The sequence below is a fragment of the Trichocoleus sp. ST-U2 genome (assembly GCF_039961875.1).
In the GTDB taxonomy this organism is placed as follows: Bacteria; Cyanobacteriota; Cyanobacteriia; order Cyanobacteriales; family FACHB-T130; genus FACHB-T130.
In genome coordinates, this window is record NZ_JAMPJY010000018.1 from 45,875 (window position 1) to 69,316 (window position 23,442).

The 23,442-nt window shown below is 46.1% G+C and carries 15 protein-coding genes; 9 read left to right on the plus strand and 6 right to left on the minus strand.

The genetic code is table 11. The annotated features are described in order from the left end of the window. The first annotated feature begins 23 nt into the window (after nt 1-23). Both gmk and NC996_RS14060 read left to right on the plus strand, forming a co-directional pair. Nucleotides 24-587 (plus strand): guanylate kinase, encoded by a 564-nt coding sequence (gene gmk / locus NC996_RS14055; protein WP_190413938.1) that lies wholly within the window; start codon nt 24-26, stop codon nt 585-587. A gap of 255 nt (nt 588-842) precedes the next feature. After that, nucleotides 843-1,538 (plus strand): SH3 domain-containing protein, encoded by a 696-nt coding sequence (locus NC996_RS14060; protein WP_190688209.1) that lies wholly within the window; start codon nt 843-845, stop codon nt 1,536-1,538. Between the two features lie 99 nt (nt 1,539-1,637). Here the strand turns inward: NC996_RS14060 and NC996_RS14065 are convergent, their stop codons facing one another. Continuing rightward, the gene (locus tag NC996_RS14065; RefSeq protein ID WP_190688212.1) at nt 1,638-2,009 is read right to left on the minus strand and encodes a hypothetical protein; all 372 of its coding nucleotides are present in this window, start codon (nt 2,007-2,009) and stop codon (nt 1,638-1,640) included. A gap of 240 nt (nt 2,010-2,249) precedes the next feature. After that, entirely contained in the window at nt 2,250-3,959 is a 1,710-nt protein-coding gene (locus tag NC996_RS14070) for an AarF/UbiB family protein (RefSeq protein WP_190668278.1), read from the minus strand. Between the two features lie 656 nt (nt 3,960-4,615). Between NC996_RS14070 and NC996_RS14075 the strand changes: the two genes are divergently transcribed. Beyond that, nucleotides 4,616-5,872 carry a Na/Pi symporter gene (locus NC996_RS14075; RefSeq protein ID WP_190688216.1) on the plus strand — a complete coding sequence of 419 codons (1,257 nt, stop codon included), beginning with the start codon at nt 4,616-4,618 and terminating at the stop codon, nt 5,870-5,872. Nucleotides 5,873-5,998: 126 nt separating this feature from the next. Here the strand turns inward: NC996_RS14075 and NC996_RS14080 are convergent, their stop codons facing one another. After that, entirely contained in the window at nt 5,999-8,650 is a 2,652-nt protein-coding gene (locus NC996_RS14080) for a M1 family metallopeptidase (RefSeq protein WP_190688219.1), read from the minus strand. Between the two features lie 477 nt (nt 8,651-9,127). Here NC996_RS14080 and NC996_RS14085 point away from each other — a divergent pair, with 477 nt between their 5' ends. Beyond that, the gene (locus tag NC996_RS14085) at nt 9,128-10,363 is read left to right on the plus strand and encodes a glycerophosphodiester phosphodiesterase (RefSeq protein ID WP_190668382.1); all 1,236 of its coding nucleotides are present in this window, start codon (nt 9,128-9,130) and stop codon (nt 10,361-10,363) included. Nucleotides 10,364-10,846: 483 nt separating this feature from the next. Further along, nucleotides 10,847-13,714, plus strand: a complete 2,868-nt coding sequence (locus tag NC996_RS14090) for a CHAT domain-containing protein (RefSeq protein ID WP_339380431.1) — start codon at nt 10,847-10,849, stop codon at nt 13,712-13,714. Nucleotides 13,715-13,838: 124 nt separating this feature from the next. On the opposite strand, the gene NC996_RS14095 is transcribed toward NC996_RS14090, so the two are convergent. Continuing rightward, on the minus strand, nt 13,839-14,762 hold the full coding sequence (locus tag NC996_RS14095) for a class I SAM-dependent methyltransferase (RefSeq protein ID WP_190688226.1): 924 nt from the start codon (nt 14,760-14,762) through the stop codon (nt 13,839-13,841). A 188-nt stretch (nt 14,763-14,950) separates the two neighbouring features. Beyond that, nucleotides 14,951-16,618 carry a DUF3352 domain-containing protein gene (locus NC996_RS14100; protein WP_190430545.1) on the minus strand — a complete coding sequence of 556 codons (1,668 nt, stop codon included), beginning with the start codon at nt 16,616-16,618 and terminating at the stop codon, nt 14,951-14,953. A 528-nt stretch (nt 16,619-17,146) separates the two neighbouring features. Between NC996_RS14100 and ligA the strand changes: the two genes are divergently transcribed. Both ligA and NC996_RS14110 read left to right on the plus strand, forming a co-directional pair. Further along, entirely contained in the window at nt 17,147-19,192 is a 2,046-nt protein-coding gene (gene ligA, locus NC996_RS14105; protein ID WP_190688229.1) for an NAD-dependent DNA ligase LigA, read from the plus strand. Nucleotides 19,193-19,281: 89 nt separating this feature from the next. Further along, nucleotides 19,282-20,205: a DMT family transporter gene (locus NC996_RS14110; protein ID WP_190688232.1), complete on the plus strand. Its 924-nt coding sequence runs from the start codon at nt 19,282-19,284 to the stop codon at nt 20,203-20,205. A 262-nt stretch (nt 20,206-20,467) separates the two neighbouring features. Here the strand turns inward: NC996_RS14110 and NC996_RS14115 are convergent, their stop codons facing one another. Beyond that, complete coding sequence (locus NC996_RS14115; RefSeq protein WP_190688234.1) at nt 20,468-21,208, minus strand: calcium-binding protein; 741 nt, start codon at nt 21,206-21,208, stop codon at nt 20,468-20,470. A 280-nt stretch (nt 21,209-21,488) separates the two neighbouring features. Here NC996_RS14115 and NC996_RS14120 point away from each other — a divergent pair, with 280 nt between their 5' ends. Next, nucleotides 21,489-22,442, plus strand: coding sequence for a hypothetical protein (locus NC996_RS14120; protein WP_242037660.1), 954 nt, complete (start codon nt 21,489-21,491; stop codon nt 22,440-22,442). 34 nt (nt 22,443-22,476) lie between these two features. After that, a complete protein-coding gene (locus NC996_RS14125; protein ID WP_190688237.1) occupies nt 22,477-23,397 on the plus strand; it encodes a DUF1822 family protein in 921 nt (306 codons plus the stop codon). Nucleotides 23,398-23,442 lie beyond the last annotated feature (45 nt).

Here is a 23,442-nt window from a genome sequence, read left to right on the forward strand (position 1 = left end):
GCATTTTCACGGGTGATAGGAGCATGAAAACTGGCAGGCTGATTGTTTTGACTGGGCCGAGTGGCGTAGGCAAAGGTACTTTGCTGCGATCGCTCTTGCAGCGTCATCCGGAACTGTATTATTCTGTATCCGCGACGACTCGCGCCCCTCGTCCCGGCGAAATTGAGGGAAAACACTATTATTTTGTTAGCCGCAACCAGTTTGAGCAAATGCTGGAAGCTGGTGAATTACTGGAGTGGGCTGAGTTTGCTGGTAACTGTTATGGCACCCTACGACGACAAGTGGAGGAGCAAATCCAGCAGGGTCAGTGGGTGATATTAGAAATTGAACTAGAAGGGGCGCGGCAGATCAGACAAAATTTCCCAAGCGCCCTACAGATTTTTATCCTACCGCCTTCCGTCAGCGAACTAGAAAATCGAATCCGAGGACGCGGGCAAGATTCAGAGGTGGCGATCGCGCGACGGCTTAACCGTGCCGAAGCCGAAATTGCGGCAGCGAGTGAATTCGATATTCAAATCATGAACGACGATCTGGAAAAAGCCCTGAATCGTATCGAAGCCGCTATCTTCACACCGGCAAGCTGTTGAATTTTTTCCCGCTTTAAATCATCAAGGCGATCGCTTTCAGTTGTAAAGGCGATCGCCTTTTTCTATAGCCGGAAAGTTGGAATAAAGATAAAAATTAGAATCAAAAAGTTCCTAACAAACTTCTAAATCTACCTTTAGATGGATATGTAATTCTCGATTCTAGGCAAGTCCGAAAAATCAGTTTGCAGCACTGTGTTTAATAACATGCGGAAGGAAAACGACCTTCACGGACTGATTTAAAGGAAAAGAACTGCTATGCGCCTTGGATCTCTTAAAGTAATTGGTGGATGTGCCACAACGGTTACGCTACTAGCCCTTGCAGTAGGTTTGTCCGTCCCCAAAAATTTAGCTGAACCTTCTCAAGATGGTAACAAATTTGCTCCCAGAACTGTCGCACCAGAACAAGCGGGAGGTGTTACAGAAGCTCAGACAGCCCGCGAAGCGATAAAAGCTAGAGTTGGTACGGCAAACGCTCTCGGTGCAAGTGTAGCTGGCACGGCAACGGATGATGGTCGAGTTTATAACGTCTTGAGTACCGTGAATATTCGCTCTTGTCCCAGTACCAGCTGCCGTGTCCTGCGGGTCGCTAGACCCGGAGCTGATGTTCTCAACGATCCTAGCGGAGGTACTCAGCAAGGCAATGGTTATACTTGGATTCGCGTAACTTACGGATTCAATTCTACTAATGCTTGTGAAAGCAATCGGGCTCAAGGATGGATGATAATTAATCCTCTCGCTCCTGGAAAGGTTCGCGTTACTAAAGGACCGTTAAACGTTCGGTCATCGCCATGTTCGGGTCGGATTATTAAAACTTTACCCACTGGCACAACACTGGACTTCCATCCAGACCAAAACCAATGGAGCAACAAGTGGTATAAAGTTGTTGTTCCTGGGGCGACACCAGGGCCTTTGGGCTATGTTGATGGTTGGGACTTCGCGGATGTCTACTAATATCGTTTCCGAATAATCATGGCTATCTAATCTAAAAGAGAGAGGGTAAGCAGTTGCTTACCCTCTCTCTTTTAAATAGCAAAGCGAATCGCTAATCGCTTATTCCCAAGCATCTAAATCAAGTGCGCGAGAGCCACCACGTTCTAGTTGGCCTAAAAGACTCTTGAGTTGCGACCAAACTAACAAGCCAATAAATAGAGTAAGTGGCATCGAAGTCCCAAAAGATAGCCATCCAGGAAAGCCAAAAATCTCTAATCCAGCTACTAGAAACAGACAGATTCCGCCACAAATTCCCAGGAATGGCAACTGTAATTGTATCCCTTGCATCTGAGCCAAAGTCCGGGTAGAGCGATTCTTTGACCATTCCCGCACTTGCTGTTTGAGGGTGGCTTCAAAAGCAAGACCACAGGTTATTCCAGCAAACAAACCGAAAACAAGTAAAAAATACGGCGGATCTGGGAAATAGTACACTAAAAACTCCTAATGGGTAACGGGTAAATGGGCAACGGGGAATCGGTAATGGAATTACCAATTACCGCTATGTGCAACTTTTTCTCAGCCTCTAATTTATCAGGGGTTGGGGCGATCGAAATGTCAAGAAAATTTTGTCAGCTCCCCCAATCCCCCCCTTAATTGGAGGGAGAAAGACACAAAGTTTCACACTGCGCCAATTACCAATTACTCATTACCGATTCCCTAAGACCCAACGCTTTATTCTCTCTCCTGCAAGGCAGCAAGTGTGGCAAAAGAAGGTAATAGTGCGGCGACTCCTTCAGTGGAGAGTTCCGTCAAGGCTCCGAGGGCTACATTAAACAACCGTGACGGCTTCAGGTCATCTTTCACTAGATTCCATAGACGTCGCACTTCTTCGGTATGAAGTCGGTCATCTTCTGTCAAAGCGATTAGCACCTGGCGTCGCAGAAATTGTCCTTCTTCAGAGAGGAGAAACTGTAATCCTAGTTGAGCGGTAGGCAATAGATCGAAGTTATCATCTGAGCGAGCGATCGCAATCATGTTCTCTAACCGCTGCCATTGGAATTTGCCGTCTTTGAACAAGACTTCAATTAAACGTCGCCGCATTTCTGGAGATTCGCCAGTCAGCAAACGCCGCGCTACGTAGGGATAGGCAACTTCGACAATTTTGAAATTGGGATTTAAGCTGAGAGCCAATCCCTCTTGTGTCACCAAGGAACGAATAATTAAGGCAAATTTCGCCGGAATTCGGAACGGATAGTCGTACATCAGTTCCGAGAACTTGTCTGTAATTGTCTTAAAGTTAAAGTCTTGTACACTTTCGCCGATGACATCTCCCAGTACGCTTTCTAGCGCTGGAATGATCGGAACAATATCCGTTTCTGGCGTCAAAAAGCCTAGCTTAACAAAGTCTTTGGCTAACTCAATATAGTCTTTGTTAATTAGGTGAACGACAGCACTGACGAGGGTTTCTTTGGTATCCTCCTCCATCTGATCCATCATGCCAAAGTCTATATAAGCCATACGACCATCTGGCAGGGCAAACAGGTTACCTGGATGGGGATCAGCATGGAAAAAGCCGTATTCCAATAGCTGTCGTAGACCGGCGGTGACGCCAATCTCGATCAAGGTATCGGTTTCCAAATCGGCTGCTTTAATGCGCTCGGTATCGTTCAGTTTGAAGCCGTCAATCCACTCTAGAGTCAGGACGCGAGTGTTGGTGTAGCGCCAGTAGATGGCTGGGACTTTAACGCTGGGGTCGTCGCGGAAATTAGTGGCAAATTTTTCGGCGTTTCGTCCTTCGTTGAGGTAGTCAATTTCTTCAAATAACTTGTAACCGAATTCATCGACGATCAGAGTCAGGTTATGCCCTAAATTTAGGGGAAGCCAAGGACTCAACCAAGCCGCCATCCATCGCATCAAGTAAAGATCGAGGGTGATGGTTGGTAGCAAGTTGGGGCGTTGCACCTTGACGGCGACTTCTTCGCCGGTGTGAAGACGCGCTCGATAAACTTGACCCAGACTGGCGGCAGCAAGTGGTTCTGGGGATATTTCTCTATATATCTCTTCTACTGAGCGTTCTAGCTCGGTTTCAATGATATTGAATGCGATCGCATTATCAAATGGCGGCAGTTGGTCTTGTAATTTGATGAGTTCTTCTAAAAAGTCTTTCCGCACTAAGTCGGGTCTTGTGGAGAGAGCTTGACCGACTTTAATAAAGGTTGGACCCAGGCGAGTGAGGATTTCCCGCAGTTGAGTGGCGCGTTTCTCTCGATTCTTCCAGTCCTGGTTCAGCCAATCGTCCCACTTTAAGCCCAGAACAAACCCTGCAAATAACCAGATAATTTTGATGGCTCGCCAGAGAATTCGCCAGGGACGATAGCGGAAGTACTGGGCGATCGCTTCGGGATCGTAGCGCCGAGACTGGATGAGGGAGTACCGATTCACGCTTGTGCTTGCCTCTTTTAACCTAACTTAATTCGCCATTAGCGGCTTCTGGGAGTATTCAAGCCACTATTTAACCTAATCAATCGAATAACATTAATTTCCAGGGATTTCGACCGCATTCTTTCGTAACTTTACTCATTGATTTTTACCAGGTTTTTAACGTTTTATTAACTATAGTATACAAAACTACAGACACTTGCGGGGATCGCCCATCTGCTTTGAGAGAGCAAACAGTTCCCTCACTTGCTATTTTTTCTCTGTCAAGGTTCCATGACAAAACTGCTAAAGTCTCCTATCAGCAAAACCAGCAGCGACTAATTATTCTTAAGGAAGAAATTAAAATAATCTTAAGTATATTTTAAATTACGAATAAATAGTGTAGTAGAGCCGTGAATCTCCCTCTGAAGAGGTAAGCACCGTAGGGGAGAGACATCGAAAATCTTTAGTGTCTACCCAGCAGCTCGAAAATGCTGTTTCGAGTCTAGACGCTTGGCAAGGTAGTCAAAGCGCAGCGCCAGTCCGATAGCGAGTTTTATCAGTATCAATTTGGTTTAGGTCAGCATGACGAGTGCGATGGCTTTGCTTTGCTATGAGCGTTTACTTAGTCCTTAGCGGTAATTGAGAACTTATCTAGCCATTGTTTTGAGGGGTCATTCATGTTGTTTTCAAGAAATTCAAAGAAAAAAATACTCAAGTTGTTGGGTTTGAGCCTTGTAGTTACAGCTTTGATTGTTAGTCCTTCCCTATCAGGCAATAATTTTCACTTCTTTAACACACCGGCGTTAGAAGTCAGTGTCAACGCTCAGCCTCCGGCTGGAACTGATGCGGCACAGCAGAATCCTGCTTCCCCTGAAGGCGAAGAAAAGGGAAAAAGTGACAAGGCTGAGAGTGCCTCGTCTGAAGGAGAAACGAAAGGAAAGATCGATATTTTCAAAATTGTCATGGGTGTGCTGGCGGGTCTGGTGCTGTTTTTATATGGTGTGACCCGGCTTGCTGAGGGACTCGAAGCGATCGCAGGCGATCGCGCAAAAAATCTCATCGACAAGTTCACCAGCAATCGCTTTGCCGCAGTGGCAACTGGCACGGTGGCAACAACCATATTAGATTCATCGTCGGTCACGATCATCATGACGATCGCGATGGTGAGTGCTGGGTTGTTGACGTTCGTCCAGTCTCTCGGCGTGGTTCTAGGTTCCAACATCGGAACGACTATCGGCGCTGAACTGATCGCTTTTAAGATTAACGAATATGCACCGATAGCCTTGTTCCTTGGTTTCTTGTTGCATTTTTTGGGCAAGACAGACCGGTGGAAGAACATCGGTTTAATTTTATTGGGGATAGGCTTGCTCTTCTTCGGTCTAGACACGATTGACGAGGCGATGAAACCGTTCCGGGACTACCAACCCTTTATTGATTGGATGAAAACCTTAGGGGAAAATCCGCTGCTGGGTGCCTTAGTTGGGGCGCTGTTTACCGTCTTGATTCAATCCTCTTCCGCCACAGTAGCCATTGTCATTACGCTGGCAGCTTCTGGCTTGATCTCATTGCCCGCAGGCATCGCCTTGATGCTGGGTGCGGAAGTAGGCACCTGTGCTGACACGCTGGTAGCGACGATTGGGCGATCGCGCGAAGCTGTGCGGACGGGTGTCTTTCATGTGATTTTCAATGTGCTAACCGCAGTCGTGGGGATCTTATTTGCGGCTCAATTAGCAGGTCTCGCTCAGTGGATTTCTGGGGGGGCTGATGTTGCCCGCCAAATTGCCAATGCTCAGGTGATATTCAACGTATTGGGCGTAGTGTTGGTTATCGGGTTTCTACCGTTAATCGCCCGTGGATTGGAAATGCTAATTCCCGGCGGTCAATCGAACCGGCAACTCGCAGAGGAGCCTCAAAGGGAACAAACTAAAGTGTAGAGAGGCAATATTTATCGGTTCTCTCCCCCAACTCCACTGTGACAAGGAAAGGAGATCCTAGTTTCCCGGTTAGGGGAGATTGGGGGAGAGATCGGGTTGATGCGATCGAGATCGCTTCGGAGTTAGCTAGCTGCTGGATTTAGCTTCTAGGTTTTCCAAGCGGCTTTTGAGTTCTTGGTTTTGCTTCTTGATCAGGTCGAGTTCGTCTCGCAGTTGCTTGATCGCTTGATCCGATCCAACATTTTTTTGCACCCGCTCAACCGCTTCTTCGGCAATCCGACGGACTCGCCCATCGGGAGTTTGGTCGGCAAGACTTCGCAAAATCCCAATCGCTTTGGGTGTCTCCATTTGCCCTAGTGCGATCGCGACTGATACTTGGGTTAAGAAAAATGTCTCTTTGGAGAGTGCGGCAAGTTGTTCGAGAATTCGTTCCAAGTTGACATTATTCTGACCCGTTGAAATGGTTCCCAAAGCGCGAATCGCTGCTAGACGCAACGCTTGCGGGACGCCTTGGGCAGTGTATTCCAGAATCAGATCCAGCGCTTGGGGTGAAGTTTTCAGTTGAGACAAACCAGCGATCGCGCCAGTTCTCACAACCTCATTCCAACCCGCCTTTTCTTTGAGTACTGTTTGCAGCAGCTTCAGCACTTTCTCTTCTTTGGGCTTTTCGTCCAGATTTGCCGCCCCAATTCCGCCAATCGCATTAACCGCTGCGGACTCCACATAATAGCTAGGGTCGCCATCTTCTACTAATGGTTTCAGTGCTTTATAGCTGTCATGGGTTTTGATCGTTCCCAATGCTTGCACCACTGCACGACGCACTAAGGCTTCTTTATCTTTTAGACCCGCAACTAGACCGTCAAACGCTTGATCGAGTTTAACTTCTGCCAACTGTTTAGCAACTTCCGCCCGAACGCCCCAGAAAGAATCGTTCTTGAGGGCAAAAGAAAGCGCTTTTACGACCTCCAATCCGCCTTTTTTCGCCAACGCCTCAGCCGCGTAGATGCGAGAGACGGGATCGGGATCGGATTGCAGTTGGGCTTTGAGTTCCTGAACTGGATACTCTAAGGACACCGTTTTTAGGAAATTATTCCCGATGTCAAAGCTAATAAAATCTGGTTTCTCTTCAAGGGGGAAGTAAAAGCTTTGTTCCCGTTCGTGAACCCTGACTGCGAAAGTCTTGAAATTGACGGTGGAGGATTGTTCAGACGAGGAATCTCGCGTCTCTACATTATTCTCGCTGGGGGAATTTCCTGGGACATAGCCAAAGGCGATGGGAATTTTTAGGTCAAATAAATCGCTACGGCTGCCATTTGTATCGCTGGTGGCTTGAGTTTGAGTAACGGTAACTTTAGCCAACTTGCTATCAGTATCCCAGGAATAAGCAACTTTGAAATCTGGATGACCGCCGCGATAAACGTACTGATCAAATAAAAATAGGAGGTTGCGACCCGTCGCTTTTTCAATTGCCCGTAGCAGGTCAACAGTTTCAACTGTTTTATGGGCGTTGTCCTGAACAAAGGTGTGGATGGCTTTAAAAAATAGCTCGTCTCCCAACTCCGCCCGAATCATGTGATAGACACAAGCACCTTTTTCATAGAGGTGGCGGTCATACAGTTCAATCGCCTCGCGGTAGACGTGAGTGACAATCGGGCGACGGTAACGGCTGCTGTCTTCTACAAGGTAGCTACGAGCTTCATTGAGCAGGTAATAGGCTGCGTCTTGCGAACCGTACTCTTGTTGCGTCCATAGCACTTCTGAGTAAGAAGCCATCCCTTCTTTAATCCAAGCATGAGACCAGTGCTTGATGACGACTAAATCTCCAAACCACTGGTGGGCGAGTTCGTGAGCGACTAAGCTTTCTGTGGTGCGATTATCTAAAGATGCCCGTTTATCCAGCAAGCAGCGGTCGGTTAGCAGCGTGGTGGAGGTGTTCTCCATCCCGCCAAAGATGAAGTCATCAACGCAAACTTGGGCGTATTTGGGATAGGGGTAGGGATAACCAAATTTTTCGCTGAAAAACTCAATCATTTCCGGCGTTTTGCCCATACTGCGGCGGGCGTCTTCTTCTCTGCCCTTCTCCACATAGTAGGTGACGGGTTTGCCGTTCCACTCATCTTGAATTTCGGCAAAGTCACCCACCGCGAGAGTCATCAGGTAGGTGGGATGAACTTGCTCTTGTAACCAGTGATAAGTTTTGTAGTGGTTATCTTCCTCGGTTTTGATGAGCAATCCGTTGGAGATGGCGACCAGGAGTTTGGGAACTTTGACCCGAATTTCTGAAGTGGCTAACTGTCCAGGATAGTCGAAGCAAGGGAACCAGAAGCGGGAGTCTTCATCTTCTCCCTGCGTCCAAACTTGAACAGGTTTGTCGGGATAGTGTTTATTGGGGGAAATAAAGTAGATACCGCGCTGGGGTTTTTCCACCGAGTAGGCGATCGCTATCTCGATCGTTTTTCCCACCTGAGTAGGTGTCTGCATCTGGATGTGCAGTTGTTCGCCGTCATAGTCAAAGCTTTGCGGTATTTCGTCAACCTGCACTGACTGAATATTTAGGTTGACGGCATCTAAGGTTAAACGGTCAATCCCACTCCGCACCGGCAGTAAGGTAATGGCGCAAGTACCTCCGACGGTTTCATTAGGAATATCCAGGGCTAAATCCAGGAAAATATGCTCGACTTGTCCGGGTCGATCTGGGTTGTAGTGGGGACGGGCACCGGGCAGTTCAAAGGATTTGTGACCGTCATTTTCTGAATCGAAATAAGTCTGCAACTTCATGGTGAGATTGACCTGTAAGACTCCGAAGTATAGCCGAGAATCAGGGCTAAGGAGGTTATTTCTTTAGGTTAACGCCTTCAGACTGGGTGGACTTCTCTTCTAAGGACGGCGACGCGCGGGGTATCCAAATTTGTAGCGAACACCCAGATGCTTTGTCACTTCAGGCGCGATGATTTTCAAACTTCACTTAGCGTTGTGTCTACTTGCGCTCTCAAAAAAGTGCTGGCTAGAGGGGCGTGTTTATGCCCATTGGCGTCAACTTGAGAAAAAGCAGAGCGAGAAAGGGTGGGATCGCAGATTCTATCCAAGCGCAAATGCTATATTTCTGCTCTTTTAATCAATCTTTAAATGGTATTTATACTTAGCTTTACCCAGCCTAATGCTCAAGCTTAATCTCGGCACCGTACATTTACTTAAGTACATTTACTGATGAATTTCATATCAACCAAGCTTGAGCCGATTGGTGAGGAAAGCAATATGTGGCGCGTTTTTAAGCTAGCTTTATTAACAACAGCAGCTTTGGCAGTTTTTCCAGTGGGTGAAGCAGCAGCAGCAACTTTGACGGGTGCCCCTCCAATTGTGATTGGACACCGGGGCGCTAGCGGCTATCGTCCAGAACATACGTTAGCAGCCTATGAGCTGGCAATTGAGATGGGCGCTGATTTTATCGAACCTGACTTAGTTTCGACAAAAGACGGCGTTCTTATTGCTCGCCATGAAAATGAAATTTCTGGAACGACAGACGTTGCAAATCGCCCAGAATTTGCTAACCGCAAGACAACCAAAACAATTGATGGAAAACCAGTCACCGGCTGGTTTACCGAAGATTTTACCTTGGCTGAAATCAAGACTCTCCGGGCGAAAGAGCGTATCCCTGAATTGCGCCCCGGATCGGTTAAATATGATGGTTTGTATGAAATTCCGACTTTGCAGGAAGTTATCGACCTAGCCAAGAAAAAGAGTGCCGAAAAAGGTCGCACGATTGGTATTTATCCGGAAACGAAGCATCCGACCTACTTTGATTCCATCGGATTATCGTTAGAGGAACCTTTGGTAAAAATCCTCAGCGAGAACGGTTACACCGATGCGGATGATGCGGTTTTCATTCAATCTTTTGAAGTTGCAAACTTGAAATTTCTCAAAACACTGACGAATTTGCCGCTGGTTCAGTTGTTTGATGCAAGTACCGCCAAGCCGTATGATTTTGTTGTCAGCGGTGATTCTCGCACCTATGGCGATCTCATAACTTCTTCAGGATTGAATGCGATCGCTCAATATGCAAGCGGAATTGGCCCTTGGAAACGCCTGATTATTCCATCTGAGACGGTCGATAAAAATGGCGATGGTCAACCTGACGATCTCAATGGAGATGGGGTGATTAGCGATGCTGACAAGCCATTGTTACAACCCACATCCCTAATTAGTGACGCCCATGCGGCGGGTTTGCTGGTTCATGCCTACACTTTCCGCAGTGAAGACTTCTTCCTCGCTCCAGACTACAACGGTAACCCAGAGCTGGAGTACGAACAATTCTTTAAATTAGGGATTGATGGCGTCTTTAGCGACTTCCCAGATACCGCTGTTGCAGTTCGCAACCGGATTGCTGGCGATCCCAGCAAAGACGTTCCCGAACCCACAACCTTACTGGCGTTTGGTATTCTCCCAATCGCAGAAATTTTGCGCCGTCGCCAAAATAAATTCAAAAAGGCTTGATTGAGTAGCCGTCTTACACTCGCGCTACTCAGATCACTTTCCTCTATTAGCTTTCCTCTGTAGATGCTGAGCTAAACATCGCCGAACGCATCTATCCGAACACATCTATCCGAACGCACCGATAAAGTCCGCTTCAGCGGGCTTTTTTTATGGCTATTGAGTAATTAGACGGTAAACCCTAGTCACAAGGATCGCGAGATACTTTTGAGTTTCACCAGCAGCATTTAGCGATCGCGTAATTACTCAAGACGCAAGCCATTATCGGACAAGTTACTGGATAATCTTAACGGGAATGTGTACCGAGAGCGATCGCGTTTTCTTTCCCCTGCACCACTGGACACTCCCTATCAGTCTGGGCTAAGACTGTAAGCTGCACTCAATCAACATCTTCTTTCAGCTATGCGCCCTCAACTCGGAATCTTTGCGCTTATCGCTTTCCTAGCTACCATTTCAGCGCCTTTGAACGCGCCTTCCATAACACAGGTGTTAGCACAAACTTCAGAATCCCGCAAAGTAGAAGCTGAACGCCTTTTAGAGCAAGGTATTCAGCAGATTGATAACCGTCAACTTGACAAAGCCTTACAGTCGATACAACAGGCATTGACAATTTATCGAGAACTCAAAGATCGTCAGGGAGAGGGAACCGCTCTAGCAAACCTGGCAAGTATTTACTATTGGGTGCAACAGTACTCTCAATCAATTGATTTCCAACAGCAAAGTTTAGCGATCGCGCGAGAGATTGCAGATCGTCCCTTAGAAGCGAAGAATCTAAGACAATTGGGAAGTACGTACTCGGCGCTGGGACAACATCCCCAAGCAATTGAGTATCTGCAACAAAGTTTAACTCTTGCACGAGAAATTAAAAATTCTAAAAGTGAAGCAGCCGCTCTTGGTATGCTGGCTCTTGCTTATCAAAAAATAGGAGACTATCAGAAGGCGATTGATTCTTGGCAGCAAGCACTCCCTATTTTTCAGCAACTCAAAGAACGTAGGGCTGAAGGAGCTGCTCTCACATCTATTGGAAGTTACTATCAGTTGCTAGAAAACTACCCTGAAGCTCGAAAGTTCTTCCAACAAGGTTTAGTTGTTGCCCAAGAACTGAAAGATCGCTCTAGCCAACAGGTAATTCTTGCACTTCTGGGTCATGTTCATGAATCCCTCGCTGAATACTCCCAATCTATTGATAAATATCAACAAAGTTTAGTTCTGGCGCGGGAAATGGGGGAATCGGCAATTGAAGTAGAAATCTTGAACAATTTAGGCGGTATTTATGCCAATCTATCAAAATATCAGGAAGCAATTGAATATTATCAGCAAAGTTTAACCATTGCCAAAAAAATTAACGCTCGCCAATCAGAAGCGGGGATTCTGTCTAACTTAGGTACTGTATATAAAAATTTAAACGATTCGTCCCAAGCAATTCGCTATTATCAACAGAGTTTAGCAGTTAGCGAAGAAGTCAATTCTCAAGAAAGCGCTTTAGAAATTCGAGAAAAACGAAAATTGTTTGCTCAAACAATACTAAACTTGGGAAATATCCACCAGGAAGGTGGAAACAGCGATCAAGCTAAAGAATATTATCAGCAAAGCTTGAAAATCGCTCAAGAAATCAACGATCGGGATTTGCAAGCAGACATCTTAAACTTTTGGGGAATTCTCTCCTATCAAAATCTGGGAGATTACCGGCAAGCCAGTGAATATTATCAACAAAGCTTAGCCTTAGCCAAACAAAATAATAATAAACGCGGGGAAGCAAAAGCGATAGGCAATTTGGGACTCGTTTATAATTCTATGGGCGAGTACGATAAAGCGATTAATTACTTTCAGCAGGATCTCGCAATTTCTCGTGAAATTAAAAATAAACGAGGGGAAGCTATCGCCTTAAACAATTTAGGGCTAACTTTTATGCGTGCGGGTAAGCTATCGGAAGCCGAAACATATTTAAAAAATGGAATCGAAGTATTAGAATCTGTCCGAACCGGATTAGGTAGAAATGATGCTAATAAAGTATCACTTTTTGAAGATCAAGTCAGCACTTATCGCAATTTGCAACAAGTTTTACTTGCTCAAAATAAAATAGAAGCTGCATTGGAAATTGCTGAACGGGGGAGAGCAAGAGCCTTTGTTGAGCTATTAGCTTCGCGGTTATCTGAAGCATCCGTTCAAGCTACGCTTACCTCACCGAATATCAACAAAATCAAAGAGATTGCCAAGCTTCAGAACGCTACCTTGGTTGAATATTCTATTGTTTACGAAGACATAGATGCCATAGGAAAAAGCTCGCAATCCCAAACATCTGAAATTTATATTTGGGTAGTTAAACCAACCGGCGAAATTGCCTTTCGTAAAGTCAACCTTAAGTCTTTGCGACAGCAAAAAAAGAGTTCTTTGGAAGAGCTTGTTGTCAGCAGCCGCGAATCGATTGGTGTTAGAGGCCGTGGTTTAGGTGTAGAGGCTAAAGTTCCTGGAAGTCAAGCAAAACAAGGCTTTAAGGAACTTCACGAACTACTCATTAAACCCATTGCTGACCTGCTCCCAAAAGACCCAAATGCTCGTGTTATCTTTATTCCACAAAGCGAACTGTTTCTAGTTCCTTTCCCAGCATTGCAAGATGCTTCTGGCAAATACTTAATCGAACAACATACTATCCTCACCGCACCTTCAATTCAGGTACTGGATTTAACAAATCAGCAACAACAGCTTGTTGGAACGCGAAGTTCTACTTCTGTACAAAATCAAGATGTGCTGATAGTTGGGAATCCCACAATGCCGAGGGTTCCTGAAAAAATTGGCGATCCGCCGACTCAGTTACCGAGCTTACCGGGTGCAGAACGAGAAGCTTTAGCGATCGCGCCTCTGTTTAAGACTAAAGCTTTCACCGGCTCTGAGGCAACGAAAGCAGCGATTCTGCAACAAATACCCACAGCACGAATCATTCATCTCGCGACTCATGGTTTACTAGATGATATTCGAGGATTGGGAAGTGCGATCGCGTTGGCTCCATCTGGCAACGATAACGGCTTACTCACCGCTGAAGAAATTCTAGACTTGAGATTCAATGCCGAATTAGTAGTCCTGAGTGCTTGCGACACAGGTAGAGGCAGAATCACTGGCGATGGCGTGATCGGCTTATCCCGCAGCTTAATGAGTGCGGGTGTACCCAGTGTAATTGTGTCCCTCTGGCAAGTGCCAGACGCTCCTACAGCTTCATTGATGACCGAATTTTATCAAAATCTTCAAAAAACACCCGATAAAGCCGCCGCTCTGCGAAGCGCCATGTTAAGCACTATGAAGCAACATCCAAATCCTAAAGACTGGGGGGCATTCACTTTAATTGGAGAAGCAGAATAATTAAAAATTGAAGAATTTCCAGACGTTGCACATTGGACGGATGATAGTGTCGCGCAAAGACGCTAAGAAAAACTTTGCATCTTTGCGCGAAACGAAAAAGAAAATCTTTCTTAATGTTGAATTTTTAATTCTGCTTCACCTTGGCAATTACCGTGCGGTGACGATGAGTATTGCGGCTGATTGTCGGCGTAGTGAAACCGGAATCTACTAGCGCTTGTTCAATATTTAACGCAAAATACTCATCTAAATAAGGCTCGGTACTCTTGAGCAATGTCAAGATGTAGGGCGGCATTTTGGTATAAATCTCAGATTGAGGATTCATATCCATAATTGCCAAACAGCCACCGGGACGCAGTACGCGCCGCACTTCTCGGAAAATCTGCATAGTTGCTGACTGAGGCAACTCGTGGCACATCAAAAAGATAGAAACCAAATCGAACGAGGCATCTGGCAAACCTGTAGATTCAGCAGCAGCATGAACCCAGGAAATCGGTTTTTGGCGCTGTTGGGATTGGTACTGGGCAACTGCTAGAAAATAGGGCGACAGATCCAAACCCGTCAGCTTTGCTTGGGGATAAACATCTTGGAGGGCAAACGTACTCATTCCCACACTGCACCCCAAATCTAAAATATCTTGTGGTTGAGTAGCGATTTCGTTTTTGAGAATATCAAGATAACTCTGGCGCAGTCGGGCATCTCCTTGCGCCCCCGCATCAGGCCAAATTCCGGCGTGAACGGCATAAGCCGCAACTTCTACTTCCCAAGCGGCTTCCCAGCTTAAGTTACCACTTTCGTAAGCATGGAACGATCGCAGGTAATATTCTGGGTAGGTCAGTTGGGGGTTTTGTACTTGAGCCAGATGACTTTCCCAGTCGTATTGTGAAAACGTCTGTACTTGCTTTCTCCAAGGCACTCCAATCTTCTCGGCACGTTTGATCATCATAGAACGCGCTTGCTGCTTGGCTAGATTGGCTAATGGCTTAATCGCTAGCAATCCGTTTACCAAGCGTGAAGATAATCCGAGTTCAGTATTTACTGTGGCAGTCATAAAGTAATAAGTAATGGGTAATGGGTAATAGGTAATGGGTAATAGTAAGTAACAAATGACCTTATGACCAATTACCAATCCTGAATAAAGGTGTCTCAGTAGGATGAGCTTTTATCCCACCAAAACTTGAAGGGTGGGCAATGCCCACCCTTCAAGAATATTACCAATTACTCATTCCCCGCGACTTCCTATTTGCCCGTTTTAGGCTTGAGTGCAAGTAACACCTCAACTTGACCCGTTGATGCGTCTGGTTGAGTCACGGTCAAACCAATACCATGCATGGAATTCAGAATTGCAGTGGTTTCAGGCGTGATGGAACTCTTTTGGGCTGGAGGTAGCTGGCGATTCACCAAAGACATGGTTTTGTCCATGTCGAGGTAAAAATAGCCTGCGTTTGGCTTCTGCAAAGACCCCGTGACCGTTTTAAAAGATGTGCTATTGTCCAAAGGCTGGCTGGGCTTGTTTGCCATGACATCGGCGATGGGGCCACCAATCGCCACATACATCGTGTTTTCATCTATCCAACCATGCCCTAAGAAAGCGCCTTGTTGCGGGATTTGCCATTCTGTGACGGTTTTACCCTGAATTTTTCTAGGCGCTACGGCGATTGAATTTCCCTTAGCGATCGCATCCAATTTGTTGAAAGTGGCTTCAGCCGTTTTGCGATCGCTGGTTTGAAATATCAAGGCTCCACCAAATCCAACGGGTGCTAAAATTCCCTTGGTCGATGGAATCGCCGCGAGAGCAAATTCTCCATCCATCCATCCGAAGATATCTTTATCTAGGTCAAGATTGACGAGTCTGAGTTGCTGTCTTGCCATGTCAAACCCCTGCTGGGCTTGGGGATCGGCTTTGGATTGTTCGACAACCGTTGCCCAAGTTTGGCTGATCCCATTTCCAGCGATGAGGGCAATTGTCTCAGCCGGAAGTTGAGACGCGACTTTGCCGGGAGAAGCCTTGTACTGAACTTTCATTACCGAGGGATCTACCTTCGCGATCGCCTTCATCCTCACACCGGCATTATCAATCCCAACACCCATCACCACCGACTGCACAGCCTTTAACTGCTTTAGGGTTTCTGGAGGAAGCGGGGGCGTATTCGGATTATTTGCCAGTGCTTGCTGCACCGTCCCCGCATAATCGGGGATATAGAATTGAGCGATGGAGTTTTGTACGTCTACACCCTTAGTCAGAAGGCTGGCTGCACCTGCTTTGCTAGCAAATGAAGGTTGTCCTTTAAAGGTATCAATGGCGAGTTGCACTGCTTCTTTTTCATCGGACATCACTAAATGACTGTCTAACAAAGCCGTGTAGGTTTTGCCACTTTTATCTGTGGTTTCCTCTATTTTGATGCCTTTGTAATCTATTTGTTTGGTTCCAGCTTTCTTGGCTTTCAGCTTATTTGCAAAACTTAAAGCACTTACTTTGTCTTTGACGCCAACCACCATCAACATCCGGACTTCCGGTGACGATTTTGGGGGTGTCGCTTGTGCCGGTTTTACAGTCGGTGATGGCAGAACAGCAAACATCACGCTACCCAGCCAAGGCTTAACATCTTTTTCATAATTGATGTTGGATTCAGTCAACATCTCTTTGTTGAAATCCTTCAGCCCTTTATCAACCAATTTTTGGGCTTCCGGAGTCCCAAACTGTTGCAATTGCGCCCAGTTTTTCGGATCGGTGGAGACAAAACCCGCCATTAATGCTTCATCCGGCACCACTTTGGCACTTGCAAGAGGGCTGGTCGCATCGCTAAAAGAACCCTTCAAGTAAAGATAAGTACCGATGCCTCCGGCTACTACAACGGCAGTGCCAACAATAATAGGAACTATACGATTTGGTCTTCTTTCAGACATTTAAATTTTTCCTTAGATTATTACTGCTTGTGATTGTTATCGATACATCCACAAATGGCATTGTGGATTTTGCGGATTTAGCGGGAATCGCTGTAAGGAAAATTCGTAATTTTGCTTAGTCACGATTCCTACTAAAAGGATTGTTATTGGAATACTTCAACCTGATTTGGATAAACTCCGCAAACCAGAAATATGAAGTTTAAATACAAAAATCGCCTGCTGGTACGAGGTGAGAGGTTTCGCGTCAGATAAGGCTAAGCGATCGCGCTTTAAAACTCTTTCAACAATAAATTGCCCAGGAAAATCAAGATTCTCCCCTCTTTCACTGAGTAGGAGCATAAACACGCCCCTACTAAATGTCGCAATGCCTCGATATTTTCTTTGACTGTATGAAACCCCCCTGGCTCTCGAAAAGCGGAGAGGGAGCTGGGGGCGAGGTTCCGGTTGTGTTGAAATCCATTGAGAGCCGTTCTATATCTGGTGATGGCAGTTAGACTAAAAGCGGAAACGATAGAGTTTTAAGTAGGGATGGATGCCGTGGAAGTGACACAGGCAGTCAAGCAGCGGGTACAGGAACTGCGACAGTTGTTGGACAAAGCCAGTTATGCCTACTATGTCCAGGATGCTCCCATCATGGAGGATGCCATCTATGACCGGCTGTATCGGGAACTGCAAGACTTAGAAGCCCAGTATCCAGAACTGGTAACACCGGACAGCATCACTCAGCGCGTGGGTGAGAAACCGGCAACTCAGTTTTCCTCGGTGCGGCATAATATCCCTCTTTACAGTTTGGAAAATGCCTTTAATATTCAGGAATTTGCCAAATGGCAGGAACGCTGGCGGCGACAAGTCCCCGAACTCGATTCGTTTGAATACGTTTGCGAGTTAAAAATTGACGGTTCGGCGATCGCTCTCACCTATGAAAATGGCATCTTGGTGAGAGGAACCACGCGGGGGGATGGCATCGCGGGGGAAGATATTACTCAGAATGTACGGACAATTCGCACTATTCCCTTGCGATTGAATTTAGAAAACCCTCCCACTCACGTAGAAGTTCGCGGCGAGGCGTTTTTAGGCTTAGATGTGTTTAAGCAAATTAATCAGGAACGGCAGCAAGCGGGCGATCAGTTATTTGCCAATCCTCGCAATGCAGCGGCGGGAACCTTGCGGCAATTAGACTCTCGGATTGTGGCAAAGCGGCGGCTGGATTTCTTTGCCTATACGTTGCAAATTCCTGGGAAGCATGATGCCGAGGTTGCCCGAACTCAGTGGGAATCGTTGGAATTGCTGCAAGAAATGGGATTTAAGGTAAATCCCAATCGCAAGCGTTGTCAGTCTTTAGAAGAGGTTGGGGATTATTATTCCGAATGGAATACGGGGCGATTAAATCTACCCTATATGACCGATGGGGTTGTCGTGAAGCTAAATTCGATTCCGCTTCAGGAACAGTTGGGATTTACGCAAAAGTTTCCCCGCTGGGCAGTGGCGCTGAAATACGCGGCGGAAGAGGCACCAACGCGAGTGGAAAATATTTCTATCAATGTGGGGCGAACGGGGGCGCTGACGCCGTTGGCAGAGTTGCAGCCAGTGCAATTAGCTGGGACAACCGTACAAAGAGCCACATTGCACAATATTGATTATGTGCGATCGCTCGATATTCGGATTGGCGATACGGTGATTATCCACAAAGCCGGGGAAATCATTCCCGAAGTGGTGCGCGTACTGCCAGAACTCCGCCCAGAGGGGACTCAATCCTTCCAAATGCCCACCTGTTGCCCGGTGTGCAATCAGCCAGTGGTAAAGCCCGTTGATGAGGCGGTGACGCGCTGCGTGAATGCTTCTTGTCCCGCCATCCTCAAAGGGGCGCTGGTTCACTGGGCAAGCCGCAATGCACTGGATATCAATGGAATGGGCGAAAAATTAATGCATCAGTTGGTAGATAAAGGGGTGGTGAATTCGGTTGCAGATTTATACGATTTAACCGCTGATAGGTTGGGAACTTTGGAACGGATGGGTAAGAAGTTAGCCCAGAAATTAGTGGATGCGATCGCCCACTCAAAAACTCAGCCTTGGTCGCGGGTATTATACGGTTTGGGGATTCGTCACGTCGGTAGTGTCAATGCCCAAACTTTAACTCAAAAATTCACCACCGTTGAGCAACTCGCTACGGCATCCGCAGGGAATATTGAAGCCGTGTATGGCATTGGCCCAGAAATTGCCCACGCTGTTTACGACTGGTTTCAAGTCCCGGCGAATCAGGCGTTAATTGACAGACTGAAAGCAGCGGGTTTGCAACTCGCCGCCGAGGTAGAAACCCCATCCGCAGAAAGTAGAAGCGTTCCCTCGCCCCTACAAGGGAAAACCTTTGTAATTACTGGCACGCTGCCGACTCTAAAGCGCGACGAGGCAAAAGCGTTGATTGAAAAAGCTGGTGGTAAAGTTACGGGTTCCATCAGCGCCAAAACTGACTACTTACTGGTGGGGGAAGATGCCGGTTCCAAGTTAGAAAAGGCTGAAGCTTTGGGAATCACCCAACTGAGTGAAGCCGAACTGCTGGAAATGGTCGAAGATTAGATGTTAACAGCAAACACACTAAGGAAAGATTGTAGGAGCGTGCGGCACAAAACGTATCGCTCCTTTTCCCTTTTTATCAGAATATACCAATGCCACTTCACGCTAGTTCCGGTAGATGGCGATTAGGGCTAGCCTTATCGCTTGTGACTGTATTTTTGTGGGGAATTCTGCCCATTGCCCTGACGGTGACGCTACAGGTACTCGACGTTTATACCGTTACTTGGTTTCGCTTTTTGGTATCGTTTGGGCTGCTAGCCGTTTATTTAGCCGCACGGCGGCAACTACCACCTGTCGAAAAATTGCGTTCAACGCCACTTGGATTGTTAGCGATCGCGATTATATTTTTGGCGATTAATTACATTCTTTTTCTGCAAGGTTTACACCAAACTTCACCCGCTAACGCCCAAGTTCTCATTCAACTCGCTCCAGTTTTAATGGGTTTAGGAGGATTGGTTGTTTTCAAAGAACGTTATACCTTGCGTCAATGGATAGGTTTAAGCATACTCACGGTTGGGTTCGCACTCTTTTTTCACGAACAATTAACCAACTTAATTACAGCACAAGGTAAATATTTAATTGGGTGTGGATTAATCTTTTTTGCAGCAGTAACTTGGGCTATCTATGCTTTAGCACAAAAGCAGCTTTTGCAAAAGTTACCGTCTTCAAATATTATGCTACTGATTTATGGTGGTTGTGCTATTTTGTTTAGCCCGTTTGCTGCACCTCAACCCATTTTGACGCTGAATCCTTTACATTTAGGAATGCTGCTTTTCTGTGCTTTGAATACCATCATCGCTTACGGTGCTTTTGCGGAATCTTTGGAACATTGGGAAGCATCGCGAGTAAGTGCAGTCTTAGCAACAACTCCCATTGTCACCTTAATCTCTGTATCAGCGGTGTCAATGTTTCTGCCCACCCTCATTGCACCGGAACCCCTGACTGTTTTAGGAGTGGTAGGGGCGATTTTTGTAATATCTGGCTCTATTGCGATCGCCTTAGGAAAGGCTCGTTGAATGTGATTTGTCGTCATTAACGTGCGGAACTTCTTCTTGAAGGGGGGTAAGGGAGTTGGTGTAGCCGCGATTTCCTTTGCTCCTGATATTTTTGCTTAATGATTTGTTACTTGACATAATTACGGGATGTGCATAGAGCTAACCAGACAACAATCAGCTAAAATTCATTTCAAAAACACTAACTAAATATAGGTTGGTGCTATTGGAGGTAAATAGCCATTACCCCCAATTTTAGTAATGCAGCCAAATCCTACAACGGTTTTTAAACAATAAAAGTGAGGAGTTCTGACCGACTGGTATAGGTCTTGTCTTCCACAACACCAATCAAATCATTCTTGTAGTAGATGGCAGTATCTAAAGCCGAGCTGCCAGAGAAGTTTTGCAATGTATCAAGTCGATAGTCGTTTTTGACGCCGTAGACTTGGATTTTATCGCCTTGGGACTTGTGGAAATCAACAACTGTGGCATAGCTAAAATTGCCATTCCCAAAATAGAAAGCAGTCTCCTTTGTTCCAAGAATGAATTGATCTGCGTTAGCTCCACCCATTAAGGTGTCATGCTCGTAAAAACTGCCGCCGCCGTAGCCGTTGAGTAAATCATCGCCATCGCCACCATACAGCTCATCATTGCCACGTCCGCCATACATTTTGTCATTACCAGGTTCGCCCTGGAGAAAGGCGTTACCAAGGATATCATCGCCCTCCTCGCCATACAGCTGGTCGTCGTCGTAGGAGCCATCTAGCCAATCTTGATCAGTCCCGCCATACAGTACGTCTTTACCCGTCCAAGCAACAAGGACGTCATTGCCTTGGAAACCGAAGAGTATGTCATTACCCTCCCAGCCATCTACGTAGTCATCACCTGCTCCTGCATAAACAAAGTCGTCTCCCTCTTTGGAATATATTTCCTCCCCTTGGTCGCTGCCATATATCGATGAATGGTGTTGACCGTCTGGACCGTAGGTGTTGTTGTCATTGAATTCGCTGCCGTAGATAGTAGCCATTTTAGTTTCTCCTTATTTTCCAAAGTGATGGTTATGGTTGGTGTTGGAACAAAGGGTTAAGCTTCCTTGCCCTCCTTCTGCCTATAACTCAAATCAAAAAGCCAGCGTTTTATGCAAAATCGCAAATATTAATTTATGTAAAAAATGCAAAATTGCTGGCTATTAAGACTGAGTAACGATCGGAGGCTTCAGATTAAAAGCGCGACGCCCCTTGGTTCATCAGACACAACCCGCTCGTCAAATTGGTGCTTCACCTGGTTAAAAGGAGAGACTTTCAACAATGGTGAACGTTCTATTAACGAGTTGCGATTCTAGTGGTACTTTCAAGACTATGGATGAGCGACTTGAGAAGCTAGTAACAGAAGCGCAACGGCACGCCCCTCAGTCTGAGGAGCGACAGTTGGCTTTAACGCAGTTGGTTGATGAAATGCTGCGATCGCGCAAAATTTGCCGTTCGCTTGCAAGTAAACCCCTATTTGGCATTTATCAGGAAATTTACCAGCAAGTCCGACAGCAGCTATTGCACGACGTAAGCGGACAACTCAACCAATACAATTCAAAACAGACAACCGTGAGGGAATGGGCGAATACCTTGCGGGATCTAGCGTTTAGAACAATCTTGGTTGATGCTCAACTTAAACAGTTAGCGATGGTTGCTCAAGGGTACCCGCCCGCTACAGAGTTACGACAGTATGCTTTAGGGGAACTCGTTGAAGCAATTCGGCTATCGGGTAAGCTTTGCCGTCCACATCGCGCCAGCTTTTCGGCTCAGTTTTATAACCTGCTTTATGATGAAGCCGTTAATAAAACATTAACTTATGTCTGTCGGCACATTAACAATTACGACCCAGAGAGAGGAGACAAAAAATTTATGAACTGGGTTAACTTTCGGCTAGATAGGGTATTTATAGAATGTTGCCGTGAATTTAGAGAGCCGAATACTAAGGAACTACCTTCACTGAACGAATTGGAGTATATAGTACAGTCAGACGAACCAGATTCTTTGTTTGAAAAAGTGCGTAAATGTCTAGAAGAAGATCGGGAAAAAGTTTTTAAACAGACACATATTAGAAATAGACCGGATGCTAATTTCTCAGCAATAGCCTTAGCAAGATTTTCAGGTAAAAGCTGGGAAGAAATTTCAGCAGAATTTAAAATCCCGCTGCCAACACTGAGTTCCTTTTTTCAGCGTTGTTGTGAAAAATTTCGCCCTAAGTTCAAGCAATACGCCTAGAACCAATTGTTTTTCTTAACGAGGTGCGATACTAATGAGCGTAAATCAATTGATTATGAATTCCGAAATAGATGCTTGGACTTTTACGGTTCCGCTAGCTTTGTCAGCTCATGCACGAGCAGAACAATTTCGACGCTATCAATCCAAACCCGATAAAGCCAAACAGGTTTATCTCAATACCTTGGCAGTGTATGCCGTGAATGTTTACCTAGAATGCCGGGGCTTTGAAACGGATTTAGAACAGAGTGCAAGTTCAGATCCGGTGATGCAGATGCTAATGGATGTTGCTGATTTAGTAGTAAAAAATCGCGGCAAGTTAGAGTGCAGACCCGTGTTTTCAGATGCAGGATTTGTCCGCATTCCGGCAGAAGTTAGAGACGAACGGATTGGTTATGTTGCGGTGCATCTTTCCGAATCTTTGAGGGAAGCAACACTACTGGGATTTGTGGAAGTGGCTGCTTCCGAGATACCTTTGAGTCAGTTGCGATCGCTATCCGAATTACCCGGATATCTAAATGAAATCAAACCCTTGGTAAACCTAAGCCACTGGTTTGAAAATCTCTTTGAAGCCGGTTGGCAAGCTGTGGAAGCGCTTTTAAACCCGCAACCAACAGAACTAGCTTTTAGCTTTAGAAATGCTCTTGAAGTTAGGCGGTGTAAGCTGATTGAATTGGGAATTCCGGATCAAGCTGTAGTTGCGATTGTCTCGCTCACAGAACAATCCGAACAGGAAATAAATATTATTGTCGAGGTGCAGCCCCCAAAAGGTCAAATGTATCTGCCTTCAAATTTGCAACTGATGGTGATGGATGAGGATGGAGAAGCAGTCATCGACGCCCGTGCCAGAAGCGACAATAAGAGTATTCAATTAGAATTTGCTGGGGAGCCGGGAGACTGTTTTGGAGTTAAGGTGGCTCTGGGTGATGTCAGCGTGACGGAAAACTTTGTCATCTGAGGGTACCAACAGAAGGGGAAATCAGTCTTGACCCTTGACTAAGGA